Source organism: Flavihumibacter sp. ZG627 (assembly GCF_000814325.1).
Classification (GTDB): Bacteria; Bacteroidota; Bacteroidia; order Chitinophagales; family Chitinophagaceae; genus Flavihumibacter.
This window is the reverse complement of sequence record NZ_JPHF01000010.1, coordinates 94,882-113,433: the sequence shown is the minus strand read 5'-3', so window position 1 is coordinate 113,433 and position 18,552 is coordinate 94,882. Positions and strand designations below refer to the sequence as shown.

Annotated in this window: 20 protein-coding genes and 1 pseudogene; 12 read left to right on the top strand and 9 right to left on the bottom strand. The window is 42.5% G+C overall.

The features are described from left to right. Positions 1–179 precede the first annotated feature (179 nt). From HY58_RS16275 to HY58_RS16265, 3 genes are read left to right on the top strand one after another with little or no spacing between them, the layout of a single operon-like run. On the top strand, positions 180–785 hold the full coding sequence (locus tag HY58_RS16275) for a hypothetical protein (protein ID WP_156123729.1): 606 nt from the start codon (positions 180–182) through the stop codon (positions 783–785). Between the two features lie 20 nt (positions 786–805). Continuing rightward, a complete protein-coding gene (locus HY58_RS16270; protein ID WP_156123728.1) occupies positions 806–2,827 on the top strand; it encodes a hypothetical protein in 2,022 nt (673 codons plus the stop codon). A 46-nt stretch (positions 2,828–2,873) separates the two neighbouring features. Continuing rightward, positions 2,874–3,191, top strand: a complete 318-nt coding sequence (locus tag HY58_RS16265) for a DUF3467 domain-containing protein (protein WP_039134432.1) — start codon at positions 2,874–2,876, stop codon at positions 3,189–3,191. A gap of 3 nt (positions 3,192–3,194) precedes the next feature. Here HY58_RS16265 and radC read toward each other — a convergent pair whose 3' ends face one another. Then, the gene (radC, locus tag HY58_RS16260) at positions 3,195–3,887 is read right to left on the bottom strand and encodes a DNA repair protein RadC (RefSeq protein WP_039134429.1); all 693 of its coding nucleotides are present in this window, start codon (positions 3,885–3,887) and stop codon (positions 3,195–3,197) included. Between the two features lie 94 nt (positions 3,888–3,981). Between radC and HY58_RS16255 the strand changes: the two genes are divergently transcribed. From HY58_RS16255 to HY58_RS16220, 8 genes are all read left to right on the top strand, one after another. Continuing rightward, positions 3,982–4,185: a hypothetical protein gene (locus HY58_RS16255; protein WP_156123727.1), complete on the top strand. Its 204-nt coding sequence runs from the start codon at positions 3,982–3,984 to the stop codon at positions 4,183–4,185. A 109-nt stretch (positions 4,186–4,294) separates the two neighbouring features. Then, on the top strand, positions 4,295–5,260 hold the full coding sequence (locus HY58_RS16250; protein ID WP_039134424.1) for a ribose-phosphate pyrophosphokinase: 966 nt from the start codon (positions 4,295–4,297) through the stop codon (positions 5,258–5,260). 27 nt (positions 5,261–5,287) lie between these two features. Then, positions 5,288–5,875 carry a 50S ribosomal protein L25 gene (locus HY58_RS16245; protein WP_039134421.1) on the top strand — a complete coding sequence of 196 codons (588 nt, stop codon included), beginning with the start codon at positions 5,288–5,290 and terminating at the stop codon, positions 5,873–5,875. A gap of 95 nt (positions 5,876–5,970) precedes the next feature. Then, positions 5,971–6,549 (top strand): aminoacyl-tRNA hydrolase, encoded by a 579-nt coding sequence (gene pth / locus HY58_RS16240; RefSeq protein WP_039134418.1) that lies wholly within the window; start codon positions 5,971–5,973, stop codon positions 6,547–6,549. Between the two features lie 129 nt (positions 6,550–6,678). Further along, a complete protein-coding gene (locus tag HY58_RS16235; RefSeq protein ID WP_039134414.1) occupies positions 6,679–7,290 on the top strand; it encodes a fumarylacetoacetate hydrolase family protein in 612 nt (203 codons plus the stop codon). 104 nt (positions 7,291–7,394) lie between these two features. Then, positions 7,395–9,467, top strand: a complete 2,073-nt coding sequence (locus HY58_RS16230; protein WP_039134411.1) for a thiamine pyrophosphate-dependent enzyme — start codon at positions 7,395–7,397, stop codon at positions 9,465–9,467. A gap of 146 nt (positions 9,468–9,613) precedes the next feature. After that, the gene (locus tag HY58_RS16225; RefSeq protein WP_039134408.1) at positions 9,614–10,255 is read left to right on the top strand and encodes a hypothetical protein; all 642 of its coding nucleotides are present in this window, start codon (positions 9,614–9,616) and stop codon (positions 10,253–10,255) included. A 156-nt stretch (positions 10,256–10,411) separates the two neighbouring features. Beyond that, positions 10,412–10,975: a fasciclin domain-containing protein gene (locus HY58_RS16220; RefSeq protein ID WP_039134405.1), complete on the top strand. Its 564-nt coding sequence runs from the start codon at positions 10,412–10,414 to the stop codon at positions 10,973–10,975. 43 nt (positions 10,976–11,018) lie between these two features. Here the strand turns inward: HY58_RS16220 and HY58_RS16215 are convergent, their stop codons facing one another. The 8 genes and pseudogenes from HY58_RS16215 to HY58_RS16180 all read right to left on the bottom strand — a co-directional run bounded on the left by HY58_RS16215 (position 11,019) and on the right by HY58_RS16180 (position 17,711). Continuing rightward, entirely contained in the window at positions 11,019–11,405 is a 387-nt protein-coding gene (locus HY58_RS16215) for a group III truncated hemoglobin (protein WP_039134402.1), read from the bottom strand. Positions 11,406–11,411: 6 nt separating this feature from the next. Then, entirely contained in the window at positions 11,412–12,179 is a 768-nt protein-coding gene (locus HY58_RS16210) for an ABC transporter permease subunit (protein ID WP_039134398.1), read from the bottom strand. A 4-nt stretch (positions 12,180–12,183) separates the two neighbouring features. Further along, positions 12,184–12,894, bottom strand: a complete 711-nt coding sequence (locus HY58_RS16205) for an ABC transporter ATP-binding protein (protein WP_039134396.1) — start codon at positions 12,892–12,894, stop codon at positions 12,184–12,186. Next, positions 12,891–14,126, bottom strand: a complete 1,236-nt coding sequence (locus HY58_RS16200; RefSeq protein ID WP_082022200.1) for a nitrous oxide reductase family maturation protein NosD — start codon at positions 14,124–14,126, stop codon at positions 12,891–12,893. Before HY58_RS16200 ends, HY58_RS16205 begins: the two co-directional genes overlap by 4 nt. Further along, a pseudogene (locus tag HY58_RS19900) lies at positions 14,126–14,452 on the bottom strand (nitrous oxide reductase accessory protein NosL); the annotation flags it as partial. The pseudogene HY58_RS19900 and the gene HY58_RS16200, both read right to left, overlap by 1 nt. 15 nt (positions 14,453–14,467) lie before the next feature. Next, positions 14,468–15,139 (bottom strand): hypothetical protein, encoded by a 672-nt coding sequence (locus HY58_RS19565; protein WP_253271595.1) that lies wholly within the window; start codon positions 15,137–15,139, stop codon positions 14,468–14,470. A 65-nt stretch (positions 15,140–15,204) separates the two neighbouring features. Beyond that, positions 15,205–17,223, bottom strand: coding sequence for a Sec-dependent nitrous-oxide reductase (gene nosZ, locus HY58_RS16185; RefSeq protein WP_052324222.1), 2,019 nt, complete (start codon positions 17,221–17,223; stop codon positions 15,205–15,207). 23 nt (positions 17,224–17,246) lie between these two features. Further along, entirely contained in the window at positions 17,247–17,711 is a 465-nt protein-coding gene (locus HY58_RS16180) for a c-type cytochrome (protein WP_039134390.1), read from the bottom strand. A gap of 225 nt (positions 17,712–17,936) precedes the next feature. On the opposite strand from HY58_RS16180, the gene HY58_RS16175 reads away from it, so the two are divergent. Continuing rightward, on the top strand, positions 17,937–18,545 hold the full coding sequence (locus HY58_RS16175; protein WP_039134387.1) for a Crp/Fnr family transcriptional regulator: 609 nt from the start codon (positions 17,937–17,939) through the stop codon (positions 18,543–18,545). Positions 18,546–18,552: the final 7 nt, after the last annotated feature.

The window sequence follows — 18,552 nt, the reverse complement described above, 5'->3', positions numbered from 1 at the left end:
GTATGTTGTTATGGCTGCTGTGTGCCGGTTTACAAGCCCAGGACCTTTTTGATAGATCCTCCGCTGCGGCTGGTGCATGGAGCCATAACTTTTTAAACCCGGAAGCCGCGTTGATAAATCCTGCCGCCTTAGCGGCTGAAGCGGATTTGGTTCTAAGGATTGTGACAACAAAACCCTATATGATACCCGGCTTGTCGGCCAGCAGGATCAGTGCACTTAGCAGTATAATGAAGAATATTTCAATTGCAGCAGGCATTAGCAATTTGGCAAATCCTGATTTCAGGGAGATGAAATTTTATTTGGCAAGCGGCAGGAAATTAGGTGAAGATTATTGTGTCGGTATTTCTTTAGATGTTTTAAACAGCAAAGCAAGAGGCTATGCCGGGTTGAAGAACTACCGGGCCTTGGCTTCAGTAGCCAGGAATGTGAATGCACTGCAAACAGCTATATCTGTTTTCTTTGAAAGCGATGAAACAAAAAGCAGCAACTTTTATCCTGGAGTTATTGCGGGTATAGGAAAAGAATGGGCCCCCTCATTTTATACTGACCTGGCACTAATTATATCAGAAAGAACACCTGTTGTAAATACTTCTCTGCAGTATATGGCCATGTCAAAACTACTGCTGGCAATCAGGGTGATCAGCAGTCCTATGCGTCTTGATTTTGAATCAGGTTGGATCTATCAAAAGCTTAGGCTGAGCGTGTTGGGAGCCTGGCACCCACAACTTGGCTGGTCACCCGGATTTGCACTTCAGTATTCACCCGCTATAAAGGAATTAAGATGATAAGGTTGATACTAAGTTGCATGCTCATATTATTTTCAACTATATCATTTACGCAAGAGGGAAGCGAGGCTGATCCACTTGCCCTTGAAGCAATGGCAGAGCTAACTGAATCGGATATAGAGAATAATGATTTGCAATTAGATCTTCAGCATCTGGTGGCGCATCCACTTTCCATAAACAGAATAGATGGACCATTACTTGCCGGGATATTTCGGTTAACCCCTCTCCAGGTAGCCTCTTTCCTCAATTACCGGGAGGTTTTTGGTTCTATCCGAAGTAAATATGAATTGCAGGCAATTCCCCACTGGTCGCCGGACCTTATCAGGCAAATTGGGAAATTCTTTCGTTTTTCGGATGAGGATGCAGGTGATGGGAACATTATTAATTTACTTAAACGTGGCGATCACCAGCTGCTTATGAGAACAAGTGGACTGGTAGAAAGGCTAAAGGGGACAACCCCAGACAGTATGGGTGTAAAAGTATACCCTGGTAGTCCGCAACGTATTTTCTTCAGGCACACATACCAATATAAGCAACACTTATGGTATGGCTTTACAGGTGATAAAGATGCCGGCGAAACCCTGATAACAAAAGGTTCTTCTCTTCCCGATTTTACCAGTTTCCATTTTTTTGTTCGCAGGAAAGGTTTAATTAAAACAATAGCAGTGGGAGATTACACCGTAAATATTGGGCAGGGATTGGTTCAGTGGCAAGGCCTTGCTTTTGGTAAAACAAGTGAGGCTATGGCTGTTTACCGGCAGGGGAATACACTACAGCCTTACCGATCAGGAGGCGAGTTTAATTTTCACAGAGGCAGTGCTCTTCAATTGCAAAAGAATCGATATGAGCTTACGGTTTTCGGTTCATTAAGAAAGCTTTCGGGAAGTCTCCTGGCTGATTCTGGTAACATAATTGGTTTTAGTAGCATCAATGAATCCGGATATCATCGCACCCCCGGAGAAAGGACAGGGAGAAAACAGATTTCGCAAATGACTTATGGAGCGCTCATCCAATACCTGGGAGCACGATTTCGGGGAGGCATCAGCATGATAAGATATAATTTTTCTTTCCCATTAATTCCCAGAGATGCGCCTTATAACCTATTCAAAATGAGGGGAACAAACTGGTGGAATGCAGGCATGCATTACAGCCTCAGCATCCGAAACTTATTTGTTTTCGGGGAAGCGGCAACCTGTAAAACCGGGCTTGCAATGATCCAGGGATTGGTAATAAACCTGAATCAAAAAGCTGATATGGCTATTGTTTACCGTAACCTTCATCCGGGCTATCAAAGCTTGTATGCGCGTACGTTTTCAGAAAATACAAATGTCAGCAATGAAGTAGGTACATATATGGGTCTAACCCTTCTGCCACACCCTTCCTGGAAGGTGCAGGCATATGTTGACTTTTACCGGTTTCCATGGCTTCGGTTCCGGGCCGATGCTCCGGGCAATGGTTCAGAATGGCTACTGCAGTTTACTTATACCAAAAGAAAAAAATGGGAGGGAATACTTCGGTTGCGGAGTAGTTCAAAGCAGGAAAATGAAACAGGCCGGGTCATCAATCAAATTGTGCCGAAGGTGAATAAAAATGCAAGGATACATTTTGAAAAGATAGTCAACACTCAATGGGTATTTGCCGCCAGGTTAGACAAGGTTTGGTTTGAAAAATCATCAAAACAGAACCAGGGCTTTGCCTTTTACGGGGATGCGCGATTTCAGCCTAAACCAAGTTCTCATGTTATTTCCGCAAGATTACATTATTTCAATACCGATGGTTATGATGCCCGTATTTATGCCTACGAGCGTGATCTGCTATATTCATTTTCTATTCCGGCCTTTTATGATAAGGGCTGGAGATATTACTTTCAGCTCCAGGGGAAGCTTCGCAGGGATATGATTCTGAAAGGTCTCAAAATTCAATGGTGGGTGCGTTGGGCTCAAACAATTTACAATAACAGGGAAACAGTGGGCTCAGGCTATGACGAGATCATAGGTAACCGGCGTTCTGAATGGAAATGCCAGTTAATGCTCAGTCGTTAACCAAACAAGAATGCTTTTTATTAGCTTTGGACATTAAATCGATTATATGGAGAACAGCAATAATAATCCTGCCAACCAACTGAACATTGAAATATCCGAAGAAGTAGCAGAAGGGGAATATGCAAATCTTGCCATCATTACACATTCTCACGCAGAATTTGTTATCGACTTTGTAAATGTAATGCCCGGTACTCCCAAGAGCAGGGTTAAATCCAGGATCATTCTCACTCCGCAGCATGCCAAAAGATTCATGAAGGCCCTTATAGAAAATATTGACCGTTTTGAAGATGTGAATGGTGAGATCAAAGACCTTGAAGAGGTTCAGATCCCAATGAATTTCGGGGGTCCAGCTGCACAGGCTTAGTGGTCATAAAAGACCCTCATCCGCAAAACTGAAATAGCCTTCAGTACTCACTATAATATGGTCCATGACCTTGATATCAAGGAGTTTTGCGGCTTCCCGAATTTTGTAGGTAAGTTCTTCATCGGCTTTGCTGGGCTTCAGGTTGCCCGAGGGATGGTTATGACTTAATATCAGTGCTACGGCTTCCTGTTCAATTGCTTTTTTCATAATTATCCGCGGGTCGGCCACTGTTCCGGTAATTCCCCCGGAGCTTATAATTTCTGAATGACGGATCTTATTGGCACGGTTGAGAAATAGTACCACAAAAACTTCATGTCGGTAGTCCTGGAATAGCTGTTGCAGGTAAAGCGCAACATCCCTGCTGCTGGTTATGATGGGGCAGTCGAGTGCCAGTGCAGCCTGCCTTCGCCGGCCAAGTTCCATGGCTGCAGTGATGATCACTGCCTTTGCTTCCCCGATTCCCTTTACTTTCATCAGGTCAAAAACAGATAATTTGCCCAGTTCCTGGAGGTTGTTTCTACACAACTGCATCAGGTCGCGGGCCAGGTCAAGGGCAGAACGATCGCGATTGCCATTATTCAGGAGAATGGCAAGCAATTCTGCATCGCTGAGTGATATGGGACTTTTACTAAGTAGTTTTTCCCTTGGTCTATCGTCTTTTGCCCATGATTTAATTGAGTAGTTCCGCTCTTGCATGAGGTAAGATTAATCAATAATTTTATGCCAGAAAACAGGGTTTTAACCCAATATCCAAACTGATCCTTTTGAAAAACTTTTAAAATCAATGTCCATGAACGCCCGTACATTCAACCTCTTAGGAGGCTTCCAATCGATGTTATTCTGCATTGGGATTTATGTGGTTGCGCTTTTCTTTTCCATCTTTATCTGTTCTGCTATTTTTAAGGCTGTAAGTAGCCGTAAAGTTGCTGATATTGGTGCTGTGAAAGGGATTCAGCCATCTGCCACTGCCCATGCCCTGGTAGCATCCAGGTAAAGCAGAAGATTAAAATAGTAGAAGGTTGTACCATTGGTATGACCTTTTTTGTTTTAAGGGACTTTCTTTTTCTGCCAATGTTTATCTTCGCCGCACCAACTCTACATCTATGACCGCAAAAATCTTCTCCGGTACCGGCTCCCAATACCTGGCAGAAAAGATCGCCAACAGCTATGGAATTCCGATGGGTAAGATCAATATCCAGAAATTCAGCGATGGAGAGATCCAGCCTGTATACCAGGAAAGTATCAGGGGAGATGTAGTATTCCTGGTGCAGAGCACATTTTCGCCCTCAGACAACCTCATGGAGTTATTGCTAATGATAGACGCTGCCCGCAGGGCATCGGCTTATAAGGTGATAGCTGTTATTCCATATTATGGTTATGCTCGGCAGGATAGAAAGGATAAACCCCGTGTTGCAATTGGTAGTAAGTTGATTGCCAATATGTTAACTGCTGCAGGCGCCGATAGGGTAATTACTATGGATCTACACGCCCCGCAGATCCAGGGATATTTCGACATACCTGTGGATCACCTCGACAGTTCTGTAATTTTTATACCATATATAGAGCAACTAAAACTGGAAAACCTTACCTTTGCGGCCCCTGACGTAGGAAGTGCCAATAGAATCAGGGAAATAGCAAGTTACTTCAATGCCGAAATGGTGATCTGTGACAAGCACAGAAAGCGGGCAAATGAGATAGCAAGCATGGTGGTGATAGGAGATGTTACTGATCGGAATGTGATATTGATAGATGATATCTGTGATACGGGGGGTACGCTCGCAAAAAGTGCCGGTTTGCTTATGGAGAAGGGCGCTACCACGGTAAGGGCAATGTGTACGCATCCAGTTCTGAGTGGTAAGGCGTATGAAAATATTGCCAACAGCGTGCTCGAAGAACTAGTGGTTTGTGATACCATTCCGTTGAAACAGGATGTAGAGAAGATAAAGGTGTTATCAGTGGCAGATCTTTTTGGAAAGGCATTGAGAAATGCATTTGAGCAGAGAAGTATTACCAGTCTTTTCATTCATTCGCAAAGGCGCGAGCAGGAAAAGATCAAGGAAGAACAATGAAATAAGCTTTTTTAAAAACAAACAATAATGAAAACAATTACAATCGAAGGACAACTCAGGACCGAAACCGGGAAAAAAGCCACCCGCCAACTTCGCTCTGAGGAGAAAGTGCCAGGTGTAATTTACGGCGGTGAGAAAGAAATTAATTTCGTAGCACCAGCAAAGGCCTTCAAGGCACTGGTATATACTGCAGAATTTCTACTTGCAGAAGTAAAGATCGATGGCAAGTCTTACAAATGTATCCTGAAGGATATGCAGTTTGACAAGGTTTCTGATCTGCTTACACATGTTGATCTTCAGGAGCTGGTTGAAGACAAAAAAGTTGTTGCCTCACTTCCCCTTCACCTAACAGGTTCCCCTGCTGGTGTAAAAGCTGGTGGTAAGCTGGTAACAAAGATCAAGGCATTGAAAGTGAAAACCCTTCCGAAATACCTGAAGGAAAGTATTGAACTCGATATCACCAACCTCGAACTGAATCAAAACATTCGTGTTGAAGATGTAAAAGCAGATAATATGGAGATCATGATATCTCCACGTATTCCCATTGCATCAATAGTTATGACACGTCAGCTTAAGCAGGAAGAAGCTGATAAAGAAAAAACTGCTAAGAAATAAACTGGCGATCAGTACAGAAAAATGAAAAAGTGAAAGTATTACCTTTCACTTTTTCATTTTTACAACTTTTGCAATCACCGTAGATTTGATTCCTGATGAACAAATACCTTATTGTAGGTCTTGGGAATATCGGAGATGAATATGCCCAGACCCGGCATAATATCGGTTATGACATTGTAGAATCCCTTGTGCAAAAGCATGGGGGCCAATTCAGGGCCGACCGACTTGCCGATGTTGCTGAAATAAAAATAAAGGGAAAACAGTTGCTGGTTATAAAGCCTACTACTTATATGAACCTGAGTGGTAAAGCTGTGAAATACTGGCGCGATAAGGAAAAGATCCCAAATGAAAATATCCTTGTACTGGTTGATGACCTGGCATTGCCACTTGACCGGCTGCGAATAAGGGGGAGTGGGAGCGATGGCGGTCATAACGGATTAAAGAGCATACAGGAATCTCTGGAAACAGTAGATTATCCGAAGCTTCGTTTTGGTATTGGAAGCAATTACCCCAAAGGGCGGCAGGCTGATTTTGTACTTGGCAAATGGAAAGGTGATGAATGGCCGCTGGTATTACTTAAGATCACAAAAAGTGTTGAACTGATAGAGCAGTTTGTAATGGCCGGACTTTCAACTGCAATGAATCAGTTTAACAATGTGCTATTCAAGTTATGATTATTGATTATGAATGGTTATTTTCGCAATCCACGGATACCCCGCAAGCAGTTCAATAGCCCTATGTAATGCCAGGACCATATGGTCATTATAATTCTATGATTGTTCAATCATTAAACCCTCTTGAATATGAAAATATTCTGCATAGGCCGTAACTATGTGGCACACGCCAAAGAACTGGGCAACGATGTGCCAGATGAGCCCGTAATTTTTATGAAACCTAAAAGTGCCCTGCTCCAGGCACATACCCCTTTTTATTATCCCGAATTTACCAATGAACTCCATTATGAAGCTGAACTGGTGCTTCGCATCAGTAAGAACGGTAAGTATATACAAGACCGTTATGCCAGCAAATATTACGATGCGGTTACCGTAGGTATAGATTTCACCGCACGTGATATCCAGAATGAGCTCAAAGAAAAGGGCCTCCCCTGGGAAAAGGCAAAAGCCTGGGATAATTCAGCAGTGATCGGTAAATGGGTTCCACTAACAGAAATTAAGGGTAAAAAAGAGATTCACTTTAGTCTTCAGAAAAATAAGGAAGTGGTTCAGGAAGGAAACTCATCCCTTATGATCTTTAATTTTGATACTATTGTAGCACAGATCTCTAATTATTTCTCGGTTAACATCGGTGACCTTATTTTTACCGGAACCCCTGCCGGCGTAGGCGAATGCGTGGTAGGAGATGAACTGGAAGGTTTTTTGGAAGGGAAGTCTATGTTCAATATAGAGATAAAATAAATTCAGGTACAAATATTATAAAACTGCCTCGGGGCAGTTTTATTTTTGCCCTCCCGGTAATACTAACGGTTGTTCGTTTATATTTGCCACCGATTGTTACAGTTATGAATGGAATTGAACTCGACCTGTTGAAGAAGACCTTTCGGCATATGAGTCTGGCCTATTATATGACTGAGACCTATGAACAGAACCGGTCAGTTTGTAAGTATGTGCATTCTACCTCCCGCGGGCATGAGGCCATTCAACTTGCCATGGCAGGTTTTCTGAAGAAAGGCGACTATGTGAGTCCATATTACCGCGATGAAAGCATGCTGCTGGGTTTAGGCTTTACACCTTACGAACTGATGCTTCAATTACTCGCCAGGGCCGATGATCCATTCACGGGAGGGAGGGAATACTATTCACATCCCAACTACCGCGATGGTCAAAAGCCAACTATCATTCATCAGAGCAGTGCCACCGGCATGCAGGTGATACCCACCACCGGTATAGCACAAGGGATTAAATACCTTGAGGAACATCTTCCCACGAAACTGATCCGAACTCCCGAAGGAAGTTTACCCATAGTGGTTTGTTCTCTTGGAGACGCCAGCATTACAGAAGGTGAAGTAAGTGAGGCCTTCCAGTTTGCCATTCTCAAACAACTTCCCATCATCTATCTGGTTCAGGACAATAGCTGGGGCATAAGTGCCACAGCAGAGGAAACCAGGGGAATGGATGCATATGACTATGCCGCTGGTTTTCCAGGGCTTGATCGCATAAGGGTTGATGGTAGTGATTTTGAGGAAAGCTATAATTCGCTGGCAGCTGTTGTAGAAACTGTACGTCAGGAAAGGAGACCCTTCCTGGTTCAGGCACTTGTTCCTCTTTTGGGCCATCATACAAGTGGTGTAAGAAAGGAGTTTTACCGCCAGCCGGCGGAGTTGGCTGGTCAGGCCATGCGTGATCCTTATCTGAAACTCCGTTCTTCACTGCTCGACAAAGGATTGGCAGAGGAGGAACTTAATAGTATCGCGGCAGAGGCGGAGCAGCAGGTAAGAATTGATTTTCAAAAGGCAGTGCAGGCTTCAGAACCTGATGCTGATACGGTTTCTGACCATGTATTTGTACCTGCAACGGTAACGGTTGAATCAGGAACCCGCGAACCAAAAGGCCGTGACCGTATCATGATGGTAGATGCAGCACTTTTCGCTATCCGGGAAATAATGGAGGATGATCCGACGGCCATTTTATATGGACAGGACGTAGGCAGGCGACTGGGTGGGGTCTTTCGTGAAGCAGCTACACTGGCGGAGCAGTTTGGCGATCACAGGGTTTTTAACACTGCGATCCAGGAAGCATATATTATTGGATCAACTGTAGGACTGAGTGCAGTGGGATTGAAGCCAATTGTGGAAGTTCAATTCGCAGATTATATTTATCCAGCCCTTAATCAATTGGTGACGGAGATCTCAAAATCATGCTATCTGAGTTGTGGCAAATTTCCTGTACAGGCCCTGATACGAGTGCCAGTAGGTGCATACGGTGGGGGAGGCCCATATCACAGCGGAAGTATTGAATCAACCCTTCTCACAATTAAAGGAATTAAGATTGTATATCCCTCCAATGCTGCGGATATGAAGGGATTGATGAAAGCTGCATTCCTTGATCCTAATCCTGTTATAATGCTGGAACATAAAGGCTTGTATTGGAGCAAGGTGCCTGGCACAGACGGTGCCCGCTGCATTGAGCCATCCGAAGACTATCTGCTTCCGCTTGGAAAAGCGGCAGTTGCATTAGAAGCATTCCGGACAAGAGTTGAAGAGGGTGATTCGGTTTGTATCATTACCTATGGCATGGGTGTACACTGGGCCAAAGCCGCTGCTGCTATATTCCCCGGACAGGTTGAAGTGGTAGACCTCCGCACACTGTTTCCACTTGATGAGGAATTGGTTTATGAAACAGTCCGAAAGCATGGAAAATGTATTGTGCTTACCGAAGAACAACAAAACAATTCCTTTGCCGAAGCCCTTGCAGGCCGGATCTCATTTAATTGTTTTCAGTGGCTGGATGCCCCTGTTGAAGTAATGGGTGCATTAAACCTGCCTGCCGTACCTATGAATACAATACTTGAAGCAGCTATGTTGCCCAGTGCCCCCAAACTCTCCCAGCGGATACGGATTATGCTTGAAAATTAGCCAGCTCCTAACCCTCCATCATTTATTAAATCCATTCCTCCTCACACATTACCCGGTTGGTGTATATTATGTTTTTGCTGCAAGTATTTGGTTGGAAATTTACCTCCGAAGTTTTTCGTAATTAAACCAAAACCAAACCTTATCGGATGAAAAACAAAATGCTTAAAGGCGCCCACCTTTCAGAACGAAAGTCGAGGGAGATCGTTAACCTGTTTTGTGAAGACCTGACCGCAACCCAGATTGCAGAGATCACAGGCGTTAGTCGCGTTACAATAAACGCATACCTCAAAATGATCCGGACGAAATTGGCGCACCACTGCGACAGTACATTTCCATCGCATCAATTACCGGAGAATTACCTTCTCTCTGGTCAGCAACCGGGAGATTTTCCTAAAACAACTTATTACGGGTTTACAAGATGGAATGGTCAGGTATATTCTGCAGGTCTGTCTGATCTTGACAGAGACAGTCTTATACAGTGGCAACAACCCGCCCATGCGGAGGCAGGACCCATGGCCACTATTCATGCAGTTGCTGATTTTTCAAACTGGCGGCTATACCGGCGGGATGCCGGTAATAATGGCAGGCATTTCAGCGATGAGATATCCGGCTTCTGGGGACTTACCCGAAACCGTCTGCTGAAATTTCGCGGACTTAACAGGAATACCCTTTACCTCCATATTAAGGAGTGTGAATACAGATATAACAACAGGCATGGCAATATAGAAATGAGTCTTTTACAAATGATCAACAAGACGCCACTGCAAACTTTGCAATTGCAATCCTGAACTTTTTATTTTCTCATGTGTGTGTAACGCGGGTAGTGTCTACTACCTGCTTTTTTTATGACAAAAATCATAGGAACATCATAGCAGGAATCATAATGTATGTGTGACATGCGCAATATTTTCGGGTAATTATTCAACCCCCAAAATAACAATAGTATGAAATTGACAAACTGGTGCATCGCTTCCTGTGCGATGCTGTTTTTCTTAACTGCCTGCAATAATAATGCAACAGAAACCAAGGCAACAGAATCCGCTGTTGAATCAGGTGCTATTATAGCCGGACAATCTGCCGTACAGGATGATGTATCACAAAAGGATATTGTCAAAGTTGCTATCGGAAGTGCAGATCATACCACGCTGGTTAAAGCTGTTCAAGCTGCTGGCCTGGTAGATGTTCTCTCCAATGCTGGCCCTTTTACAGTGTTTGCTCCAACTAATGCTGCTTTTGATAAACTTCCTGCTGGTACCGTTGAGGGATTGTTGAAAGCTGATAAGAAAGCTGACCTGGAAAATATTCTGCAGTATCATGTTTATGTTGGCGTAATCAAAACAGATTATATGTCTGATGGCCAGGTACTTGGTCAGGCCAATGGAGGTAAGATCAATATCAGTGTTAAAGATGGTAAGATAATGGTGAATGGAAAAGCAACAATTCTGGCATCAGTTCCTGCAAGTAATGGCATCATCCATGTGATTGATGAGGTTTTATTACCTCAATAAAAATCCTTTAAAAGGTTTGAAGTTTTCTTCAAACCTTTTTTATTTAATCGATATTGGCGGGATGGAGAATTTTTAATTCCATTACCGTTGCAATTGACTGCGCCCTCTGAATAATCAAATCTGTATTCGGGCCACTGAATAAGCTGTTTGCCGTATTGCTGAATATCATTAACCATTGCTCAAAATGTTCTTTTTTCAGTGGTGAAAGGTGATGCAGGTTTTTATGAATGGCCATAGGATTACCATTGTAAACACCGGTATAAAAAAGTATGTTCTCCCAGAAGTCATACATGGTAGGGAGGTGTTTCTCCCAGTTCACCTTTACTACATCATTAAAGAAATAATCAATCACAGGATCTTCCTTCACTATTTTATAAAAGCTGTTAATCAACAGTTCAATGTCTTTCCTGCCGGTGATATCTTTTTTCATAAGCTACTAAAGATCTTTGTTCTTGAATTTTCTGATGGCAATAAATGAAGGTATAACCATCCAGACCACCATAACCAGGGATGCAAATAATAACCCAAGATTGCTCCCGAAGAAATCTCTGAAAAGTGCTCCGGTAAAGCCCATCATTGCTGATATATCAAGTTGCAATAACAATAGAATTCGCCCCAGATCGATGGGATTGAGTGCACTGAGAGCAATCATTGCCGTCTCCATTGGATAGTCGGCAAACTGGAAGAGTATTAGTAATACCAGGCCATCATAGATAAAGGAAAAATAAAACCATAGCAGCAGTGCCAAACCAATGCCTTTTGCTTTATCACGGGTAATAACAGCCGATAATAATGCGAGTGAAGCAAATACAATACTAAGAGCCCCTGCGGTCATCAGTAATGTCATGCCCGTTGGTCCCGGGTCGTATAACAAGACAGGTATACCTAAACCCACAGTGGTGGCCAGGAGTAATGATCCGATTAGTCCAAGATATATCCCGAATAATAGTTTGGTTCTTTTTATGGGTTGAGCTACTAATAATTCAATGAATTCGCTTGAATTATACAGGTAAATGGTACAGAAAATAATGCTGATCAGGGGTACAATGATGAGGGTGATATTGAGAAGCCCCAACACTGCCTTGGAAGGATTATCTTCCAGCATGAAAAGGCTCAGTGATACGATGAAAAGCAGCGCCGTATATGCAATGATGATCCTGTTCTTGAGGATATCGATCAATATATATTTAATGATTTTTTTCATAGAATTATTTTACCTGTTCTCTCATGATCTTTGCAATCACCTTATTCAATTTTTCTTCTCCTGTGTCTTTTCGCAGATTTGCAACGGAACTATGCAGTTTTAGTGATCCATCCTGGAGGTAAATGATCTCCGTTACAAGATCATCAAGATCACTCAATACATGAGATGTAACCAGTGTGAGTTTTCCTCTTGACTTTTCTTTCATTATCTTTTCCTTTAGCACTTCGCTTGATATAGGATCAAGGCCAGCTGTTGGTTCATCAAGTATAAGAATGGCGGGATCGAAAATAAAAGCCAGGCATGCACTTACTTTCTGCCGGGTGCCGCCGGAAAGGGTCCTCATTTTCTTCTTATAAAGAGCGGGTAATCCGAATGCCTCAACCAACTCCATATCAAGCCCAGACTTCTTACCGCGGATATCCTTTACCATATCAATTACCTGCTCAATGGTCATATTATCAGGAAACCTGCTGATCTGGGGCATATAACCAATATGTTCGCGATATTGGCAATCGCGTGCAATGTTTTTTTCATTAACGGTTATAAATCCACTATCCGGAATAACCATTCCCAGCAGGCATTTAATGAAAGTAGTTTTCCCGGAACCATTAGGACCGATAAGGGCAATGGTTTGTGATTTATTGCAATTAACGGAAATGTCATTCAATACCCGAAGCTTTCCAAATTGCTTATTTACGTTTGTAGCGATAATCATAACGGTAATGGTTTCATCAATGGATATTCATCCTTAAGATTTTCGGGTGTGAGACCAGGCATTACTTTTTCTGCTTTTTCCAGCAGGCCAACCACCGGACTCCTGAACAGCATCATAGCCGTTGCATTTCTTTCCACGATCATGGCATATACACTTAAGGGCCTATAGGGAACATCGCCGATCTTATTGCGATTGAGATCGTACCCTTCATACTTGTCCCAGAAATTGCCATTAAAAGTATTCAGCACCAACGAACCATTGGTTGCTATATCAAAACTATTGCCGGAGAAATTATTCTTTTCAATGGTGTTATCATCACAACTTGCCTGGATCCTTATGGCATAGCCATTGTTGCTAAATCTGTTTCTTCTTATGAGTGTCCGGCTGCTTCCTTCCATATAAATGGCAACGGTATTTTTATAGTAGAGGTTGCCTTCTGCATGGCTATCAGAAATGTCTTTCAGTAGGATACCAAAAGAAGCACTTCCCCAGTTTTCACGGAATTCATTATTAAGCATAATGACGCGACGGCTGTGCATTACTGCTACTCCTGATCCATTATTGTTGAAGATATTATCCAGATAGGTGTCGTCATTGGAAAACATAAAGTGCAGCCCATATCTTATATTCTTATGGCTGTTATTTTTCATGATCAGCGTGTGCGTTACAAACTCAAAATAAATACCATCCCTGTGCCCGCTTATATTGTTATTGTAAATAACGAGGCTGTCGCTTTTCCAGCCATGGATTCCATTACCGCTTTCCAGTTCACTTATGCCATTACTACTGATTGTATTATTGGCTATATAAGCTTTTGATGCATGCTGGCAGTAGATTCCAAAAAAATTATTCAGCAGTTTGTTGTTACGGATACCTACACCACTTGCATTTATAATTCGAATAGCGGCAAGTTCATTCATGCTTGAGTAGCCTGAATTAATGATAGTAAATCCTTCTATTACCACATTGTGAGCTGTGATGGATATTACTTCATATTTCTTCTCGCCATCAAGTACTGGATTTCCAATGCCCATCAATACGATGGATTTGTCGATAACTATGCCCTTCTCTTTATATGTGCCGGCTAATACGCGAATCAGATCGCCGTCATGAGCCTGTTCAATGATAGCCTTGATAGATTGACCCGGTTGCACAGTAAAAGTTCTTGCATATGCTGATGGACAATTTAACAGCAGCATATAACCTATCGTGATGATAAGAAATTTAAACATTATGGTACAATTGTTTTCCATTCCACAGCCATAGATTTATTGTCTTTGATAAATGCATCTCTGTCCGCCACAGAGGCAAAAGCTGCAACATCCCCACCCATCGGACCACGTAGATTCCCGCCTTTTGCAAATGCAGCGGATGCAGGTGATAGTAATTTTCCTGATCCTGTAAAATCGCTGATATAAATTGATCCCTCATTAATCTCTGTACCGGGATTTGCTTTTTTATACTCCAGAAGGCAGGTAAGGTCATCAAAGAAAAATACCTTTCCTTTTGTAGTTACCAGTTCTGTTCCATATTTATTATCCATGATAGTCATCCTGCAATGATCGCAAGCTGCTTAACCAAATGGGATCTCTTTGGGGCCGGTTTGGCATGAGGACAATAGGAGCATGGGCAGAATCAATAATGCCGTGAATGCTCTCGGGGGAGATTTTTTTATAATATGACGAAGTTCGAGCCACATTCCAAAAATCAATGCGAGTCCTACGCCCACAAAAATCCATCCACCTGTATCCGGCATACTGTAGGCACCAAAGTTGAGCAGTTGTTTATATCCTATCAACGGAGGCTGGTAGCTTTGTCCGGGTACTTTTATTGCTGCTGTAGGATCCAGGTTATGACCGTAATTATGAAGCCAGATATAGAAGTCAGCCATTGCAACAACTCCAAAAGCAAGTATGAAACCAAACCAGGTATAAAAGAACCATTTGCGGTTTATGACGGCAGCCAGTATTCCGAAGAATGCAAGTGATCCTATTAGCCAGGGTAAAACAGTAAATTCAATGAAATCTTTTTCAGCGATATGTTTCATCCCTATATAATGATTCAATCCATTTATTATATCAATATCTCCGCCTAATTTGTTAGGGTAAATCTGAAGAAAAAGTCCCTCCGGATATTGCGGCGCCATCAGGTCAATACGCCACATTGGAAGGAAGATTACCGCCCCCAGGGCAATAGCCGCAACCACGCAGATTATTCGGGTTACTGGGTTTAGCTTATTGATCATGATCATACTATTAGTGAGATAAAAAAAGAGGTCTGCCGGTGGCGGCAGACCTTTGAGCTATGGCTTTATTTTTTGGTGCTGTCGCTGTTACTGTTGTTCCCTGGCGCTTTTGGGTCAGAGCTATTCTTACCTAAACTAAATGTTAGAGGAACATTACTTCCTTTTGGACTCACTCTCACATATCCCTGCATTTCCTGGTGCAATGCACTACAGAAATCTGTACAGTATATAGGCCAGATTCCAACTTTTTCAGGAACCCATTTCAAGGTTTGTGTTTCGCCCGGCATAATGAGTAGTTCTGCATTTTTTGCACCTTTCACAGCAAAACCATGTGGAACATCCCAGTCCTGCTCCAGGTTGGTAACGTGGAAATAAACCTCGTCGCCCACATATATTCCTTCAATATTATCGGGGGAGAAATGTGACCTTATAGCAGTTAGATAAATATGAACTTTATTGCCCTCCCGCACTACCTTAGATTCTTTCTCTCCTTTAGCTGCATAAGGGTGTTTGTTTTCTTCGATCTTAAAGATTTTAATTGAATTAGGTCGGATAACATCAGCATGGGCCGATTGCGCATAGTGAGGTTCACCAATAGTTGGGAAGTCATTGATAAGCTGCATCTTATCTCCGCTTATATCATATATCTGTGCTGCCTGTGCAAGTTCAGGGCCTGTTGGCAGGTAGCGGTCTTTGGTGATCTTATTGTAGGCTACTACATATTTTCCATTTGGCTTACGGGTGTCACCACCAGGAACGCTAAGGTGTCCGATTGAATAATAAGTTGGAACGCGATCCAATACTTTAAGATCTTTTACATTCCATTTCACTATCTCTGAAGAAACAAAGAATGAAGTATAGGCATTACCCCTTTCGTCAAACTCTGTATGCAATGGTCCAAGTCCGGGTTTCTGAACTTCACCATGCAGGGCAGATTCATACTTGATTACAGGTATACCATCGTATTCACCTTCGAAATCTTTTGCAGCAATTGCTTTCTGCATTTTACTAAATGAGAATACAGGAATCAGGGCAGCAAGTTTACCGCTTCCCACAATGTATTCACCAGTTGGATCAACGTCGCAACCATGGGGTGATTTAGGGCAGGGAATCATATAAACGATGTCCTTAAGCGCAACTGCATCAAGTGTCATCACTTCTGTAAGCATTTCATGTTTGCCACTATGTGTACTCTCATCCCATGTATTGCGGCTATAGCTAGCTTTCTGCTTAACGCCTTTGCCTGCTTTCAGATATTCTTCTGCTTTTTTCCAGTTCACTGCCATGATAAAATCTTTATCGCGCTGAGAAGCATTCACTTCTAGTAGTGTATTTGCCTGCTCACTGTTATAGCAGCTGAAGAAGAACCATCCATGGCTTGGTCCTTTACCCGCATGGCTTAGGTCAAAGTTTACACCTGGCAGAATTAACTGGAAGGCGATATCCATTTTACCACTTGTTTTATCAACACTGATGAAGGATACAGTACCCTTAAAATTCTGTTTGTAAGAACTGATGGGTACATCACCATTTGAATTGTCGAGTGGAACACTGAACCTCGTGCCAGCAATAACGTACTCAGTATTTTCAGTAATAAAAGGGGAGGAGTGGTTACCAGCACTGTTTGGAATCTCGATGATTTCTGCAGTACGGAATGTTTTCAGGTCGATGCGGGCAATACGTGGTGTATTGTTGGCATTACCGAAAACCCAGCGTCCATCTATCTCTCCATTGGTCTGGGAGAGTTCAGTATGGTGGAGGTCATCCCATGGAACGAAACCATGTGAGGTTGTAAGCATCGCTTTTGTTTCTTCACTATAACCCCATCCTTTTTCAGGATCAACAGAAAAAACGGGGATTACACGGAACAGACGGCCCGAAGGAAGACCATAAACACTAAGTTGACCACTGAAACCACCGGAAACGAAATTGTAAAATTCATCATACTTTCCAGGTGCTACAAAAGCTTTGGCGGCTGCATCACCACTAACAGCACTACCTGTGTTCTTCGGTTTACAAGCATTGAAACTAAAGGCTGCAAAACAGACCAGTAGTCCGATGCCTAATTTTGAAAGATTGTTCATTGTTGGGTTGTTTTTAGGCTTTATTATTTTATTCCATCATTCTGCCTCATGAATTCATATACATGACGGGCATCATCATCGCTTAAATTTTGATTGGGCATACGTACCAGACAAATCTCTAATTGTGCCTGAGCCTTAGGATCTGTATTCAGCATCTCATCAACGTTAGTGGTGAAATTCATGATCCAGGCTGCTGTATTTCTTTTTGTAACATCTTTCCAGCCCGGACCTACAAGCCTTTCATCTGTTAGCTTATGGCAGGAAGAACATTTAACTTCATAAACAGATTTCCCTTTCTCTGCCATGGCAGCATCTAATGTAGCTGGAATCTGTACGTCTTTGAATTTACCTACACCATCCGGAGACGCGGCTGCTTCCGGTTTTGAGTCTGTTGTTTCGGAATTTTCTGACTGCTGGTCTTCTTGCTGTGCACCACCGCAGGCAAATAAAAGCGCGGAAAATGCAGCGAGGAGGAGGAGCTTTTTCATAATTGCAATTTTTTTGTGAATGTTACAGACACAAGATTAGCACGAAGCGGAGAGCGTAAATATGATTAAGGTCATATTCTTTCAATAAAGGGTGCCAGTTGATGAAACTCATTGAGCATAATGATACAGGTCATCCGGACTGTTTACCTGAGTCATGTTCATTAGTATTGATTATCAATATTATTGCTTAAATTATAGTTGAATTTGTCACAAAAAAAACCTTATATGACGATTGCAAAACCAACCGTTGAAGAAGATATTCTTCTCAGCTGGGGCGCAGCTTATAAAAAAGTCAATAAAGGCGATATCATCTTTATGGAAGGTGGACAGTCCTGTTTTTATTACCAACTCGTAAAAGGGAGAGTTCGGTGGGTAAACATTAATGAAGATGGTCGGGAGTTTATCCAGGTTATGATAGAAGAAGGTGAAAGTTTTGGGGAGTTACCACTGTTTGATGAGATGCCATATGCGGCTACTGCAATTGCTGATGAAGACTCAATTGTCCTTCGTTTGTGCAAATCTCATTTTCACCAGATGGTCCGCTCCAGCTATGATATTCATTTTAATTTTACCCGCCTTTTAGTAGAAAGATTAAGATTTAAATTCCTTACGCTGAAAGAAATCGCTTATAATAATCCTGAACAACGCATTTCAAACCTTCTCAGATATTACAAACGTAATACTAGTATAGGCGATAAACTGGTTAAACTTCAATATACTCGTCAGCAGATAGCTGATATGACTGGTTTAAGGGTGGAAACAGTTATCCGAACCATCCGTAACCTCCATGAGAGGGGTGCCCTTAAAATTCAAAGGGGCAAAGTTTTCTTTTAAAAATGAT

Bases quoted from the DNA above. Each gene is read 5' to 3' on its own strand.
- pth (WP_039134418.1), top strand. From the start codon at position 5,971: ATGAACAAATACCTTATTGTAGGTCTTGGGAATATCGGAGATGAATAT.
- HY58_RS16265 (WP_039134432.1), top strand. From the start codon at position 2,874: ATGGAGAACAGCAATAATAATCCTGCCAACCAACTGAACATTGAAATA.
- HY58_RS16230 (WP_039134411.1), top strand. From the start codon at position 7,395: ATGAATGGAATTGAACTCGACCTGTTGAAGAAGACCTTTCGGCATATG.
- HY58_RS19565 (WP_253271595.1), bottom strand. From the start codon at position 15,139: ATGATCAATAAGCTAAACCCAGTAACCCGAATAATCTGCGTGGTTGCG.
- nosZ (WP_052324222.1), bottom strand. From the start codon at position 17,223: ATGAACAATCTTTCAAAATTAGGCATCGGACTACTGGTCTGTTTTGCA.
- HY58_RS16205 (WP_039134396.1), bottom strand. From the start codon at position 12,894: ATGATTATCGCTACAAACGTAAATAAGCAATTTGGAAAGCTTCGGGTA.
- radC (WP_039134429.1), bottom strand. From the start codon at position 3,887: ATGCAAGAGCGGAACTACTCAATTAAATCATGGGCAAAAGACGATAGA.
- HY58_RS16220 (WP_039134405.1), top strand. From the start codon at position 10,412: ATGAAATTGACAAACTGGTGCATCGCTTCCTGTGCGATGCTGTTTTTC.
- HY58_RS16210 (WP_039134398.1), bottom strand. From the start codon at position 12,179: ATGAAAAAAATCATTAAATATATATTGATCGATATCCTCAAGAACAGG.
- HY58_RS16175 (WP_039134387.1), top strand. From the start codon at position 17,937: ATGACGATTGCAAAACCAACCGTTGAAGAAGATATTCTTCTCAGCTGG.
- HY58_RS16180 (WP_039134390.1), bottom strand. From the start codon at position 17,711: ATGAAAAAGCTCCTCCTCCTCGCTGCATTTTCCGCGCTTTTATTTGCC.
- HY58_RS16235 (WP_039134414.1), top strand. From the start codon at position 6,679: ATGAAAATATTCTGCATAGGCCGTAACTATGTGGCACACGCCAAAGAA.
- HY58_RS16255 (WP_156123727.1), top strand. From the start codon at position 3,982: ATGAACGCCCGTACATTCAACCTCTTAGGAGGCTTCCAATCGATGTTA.
- HY58_RS16200 (WP_082022200.1), bottom strand. From the start codon at position 14,126: ATGTTTAAATTTCTTATCATCACGATAGGTTATATGCTGCTGTTAAAT.
- HY58_RS16250 (WP_039134424.1), top strand. From the start codon at position 4,295: ATGACCGCAAAAATCTTCTCCGGTACCGGCTCCCAATACCTGGCAGAA.
- HY58_RS16215 (WP_039134402.1), bottom strand. From the start codon at position 11,405: ATGAAAAAAGATATCACCGGCAGGAAAGACATTGAACTGTTGATTAAC.
- HY58_RS16270 (WP_156123728.1), top strand. From the start codon at position 806: ATGCTCATATTATTTTCAACTATATCATTTACGCAAGAGGGAAGCGAG.
- HY58_RS16225 (WP_039134408.1), top strand. From the start codon at position 9,614: ATGAAAAACAAAATGCTTAAAGGCGCCCACCTTTCAGAACGAAAGTCG.
- HY58_RS16245 (WP_039134421.1), top strand. From the start codon at position 5,288: ATGAAAACAATTACAATCGAAGGACAACTCAGGACCGAAACCGGGAAA.
- HY58_RS16275 (WP_156123729.1), top strand. From the start codon at position 180: ATGATACCCGGCTTGTCGGCCAGCAGGATCAGTGCACTTAGCAGTATA.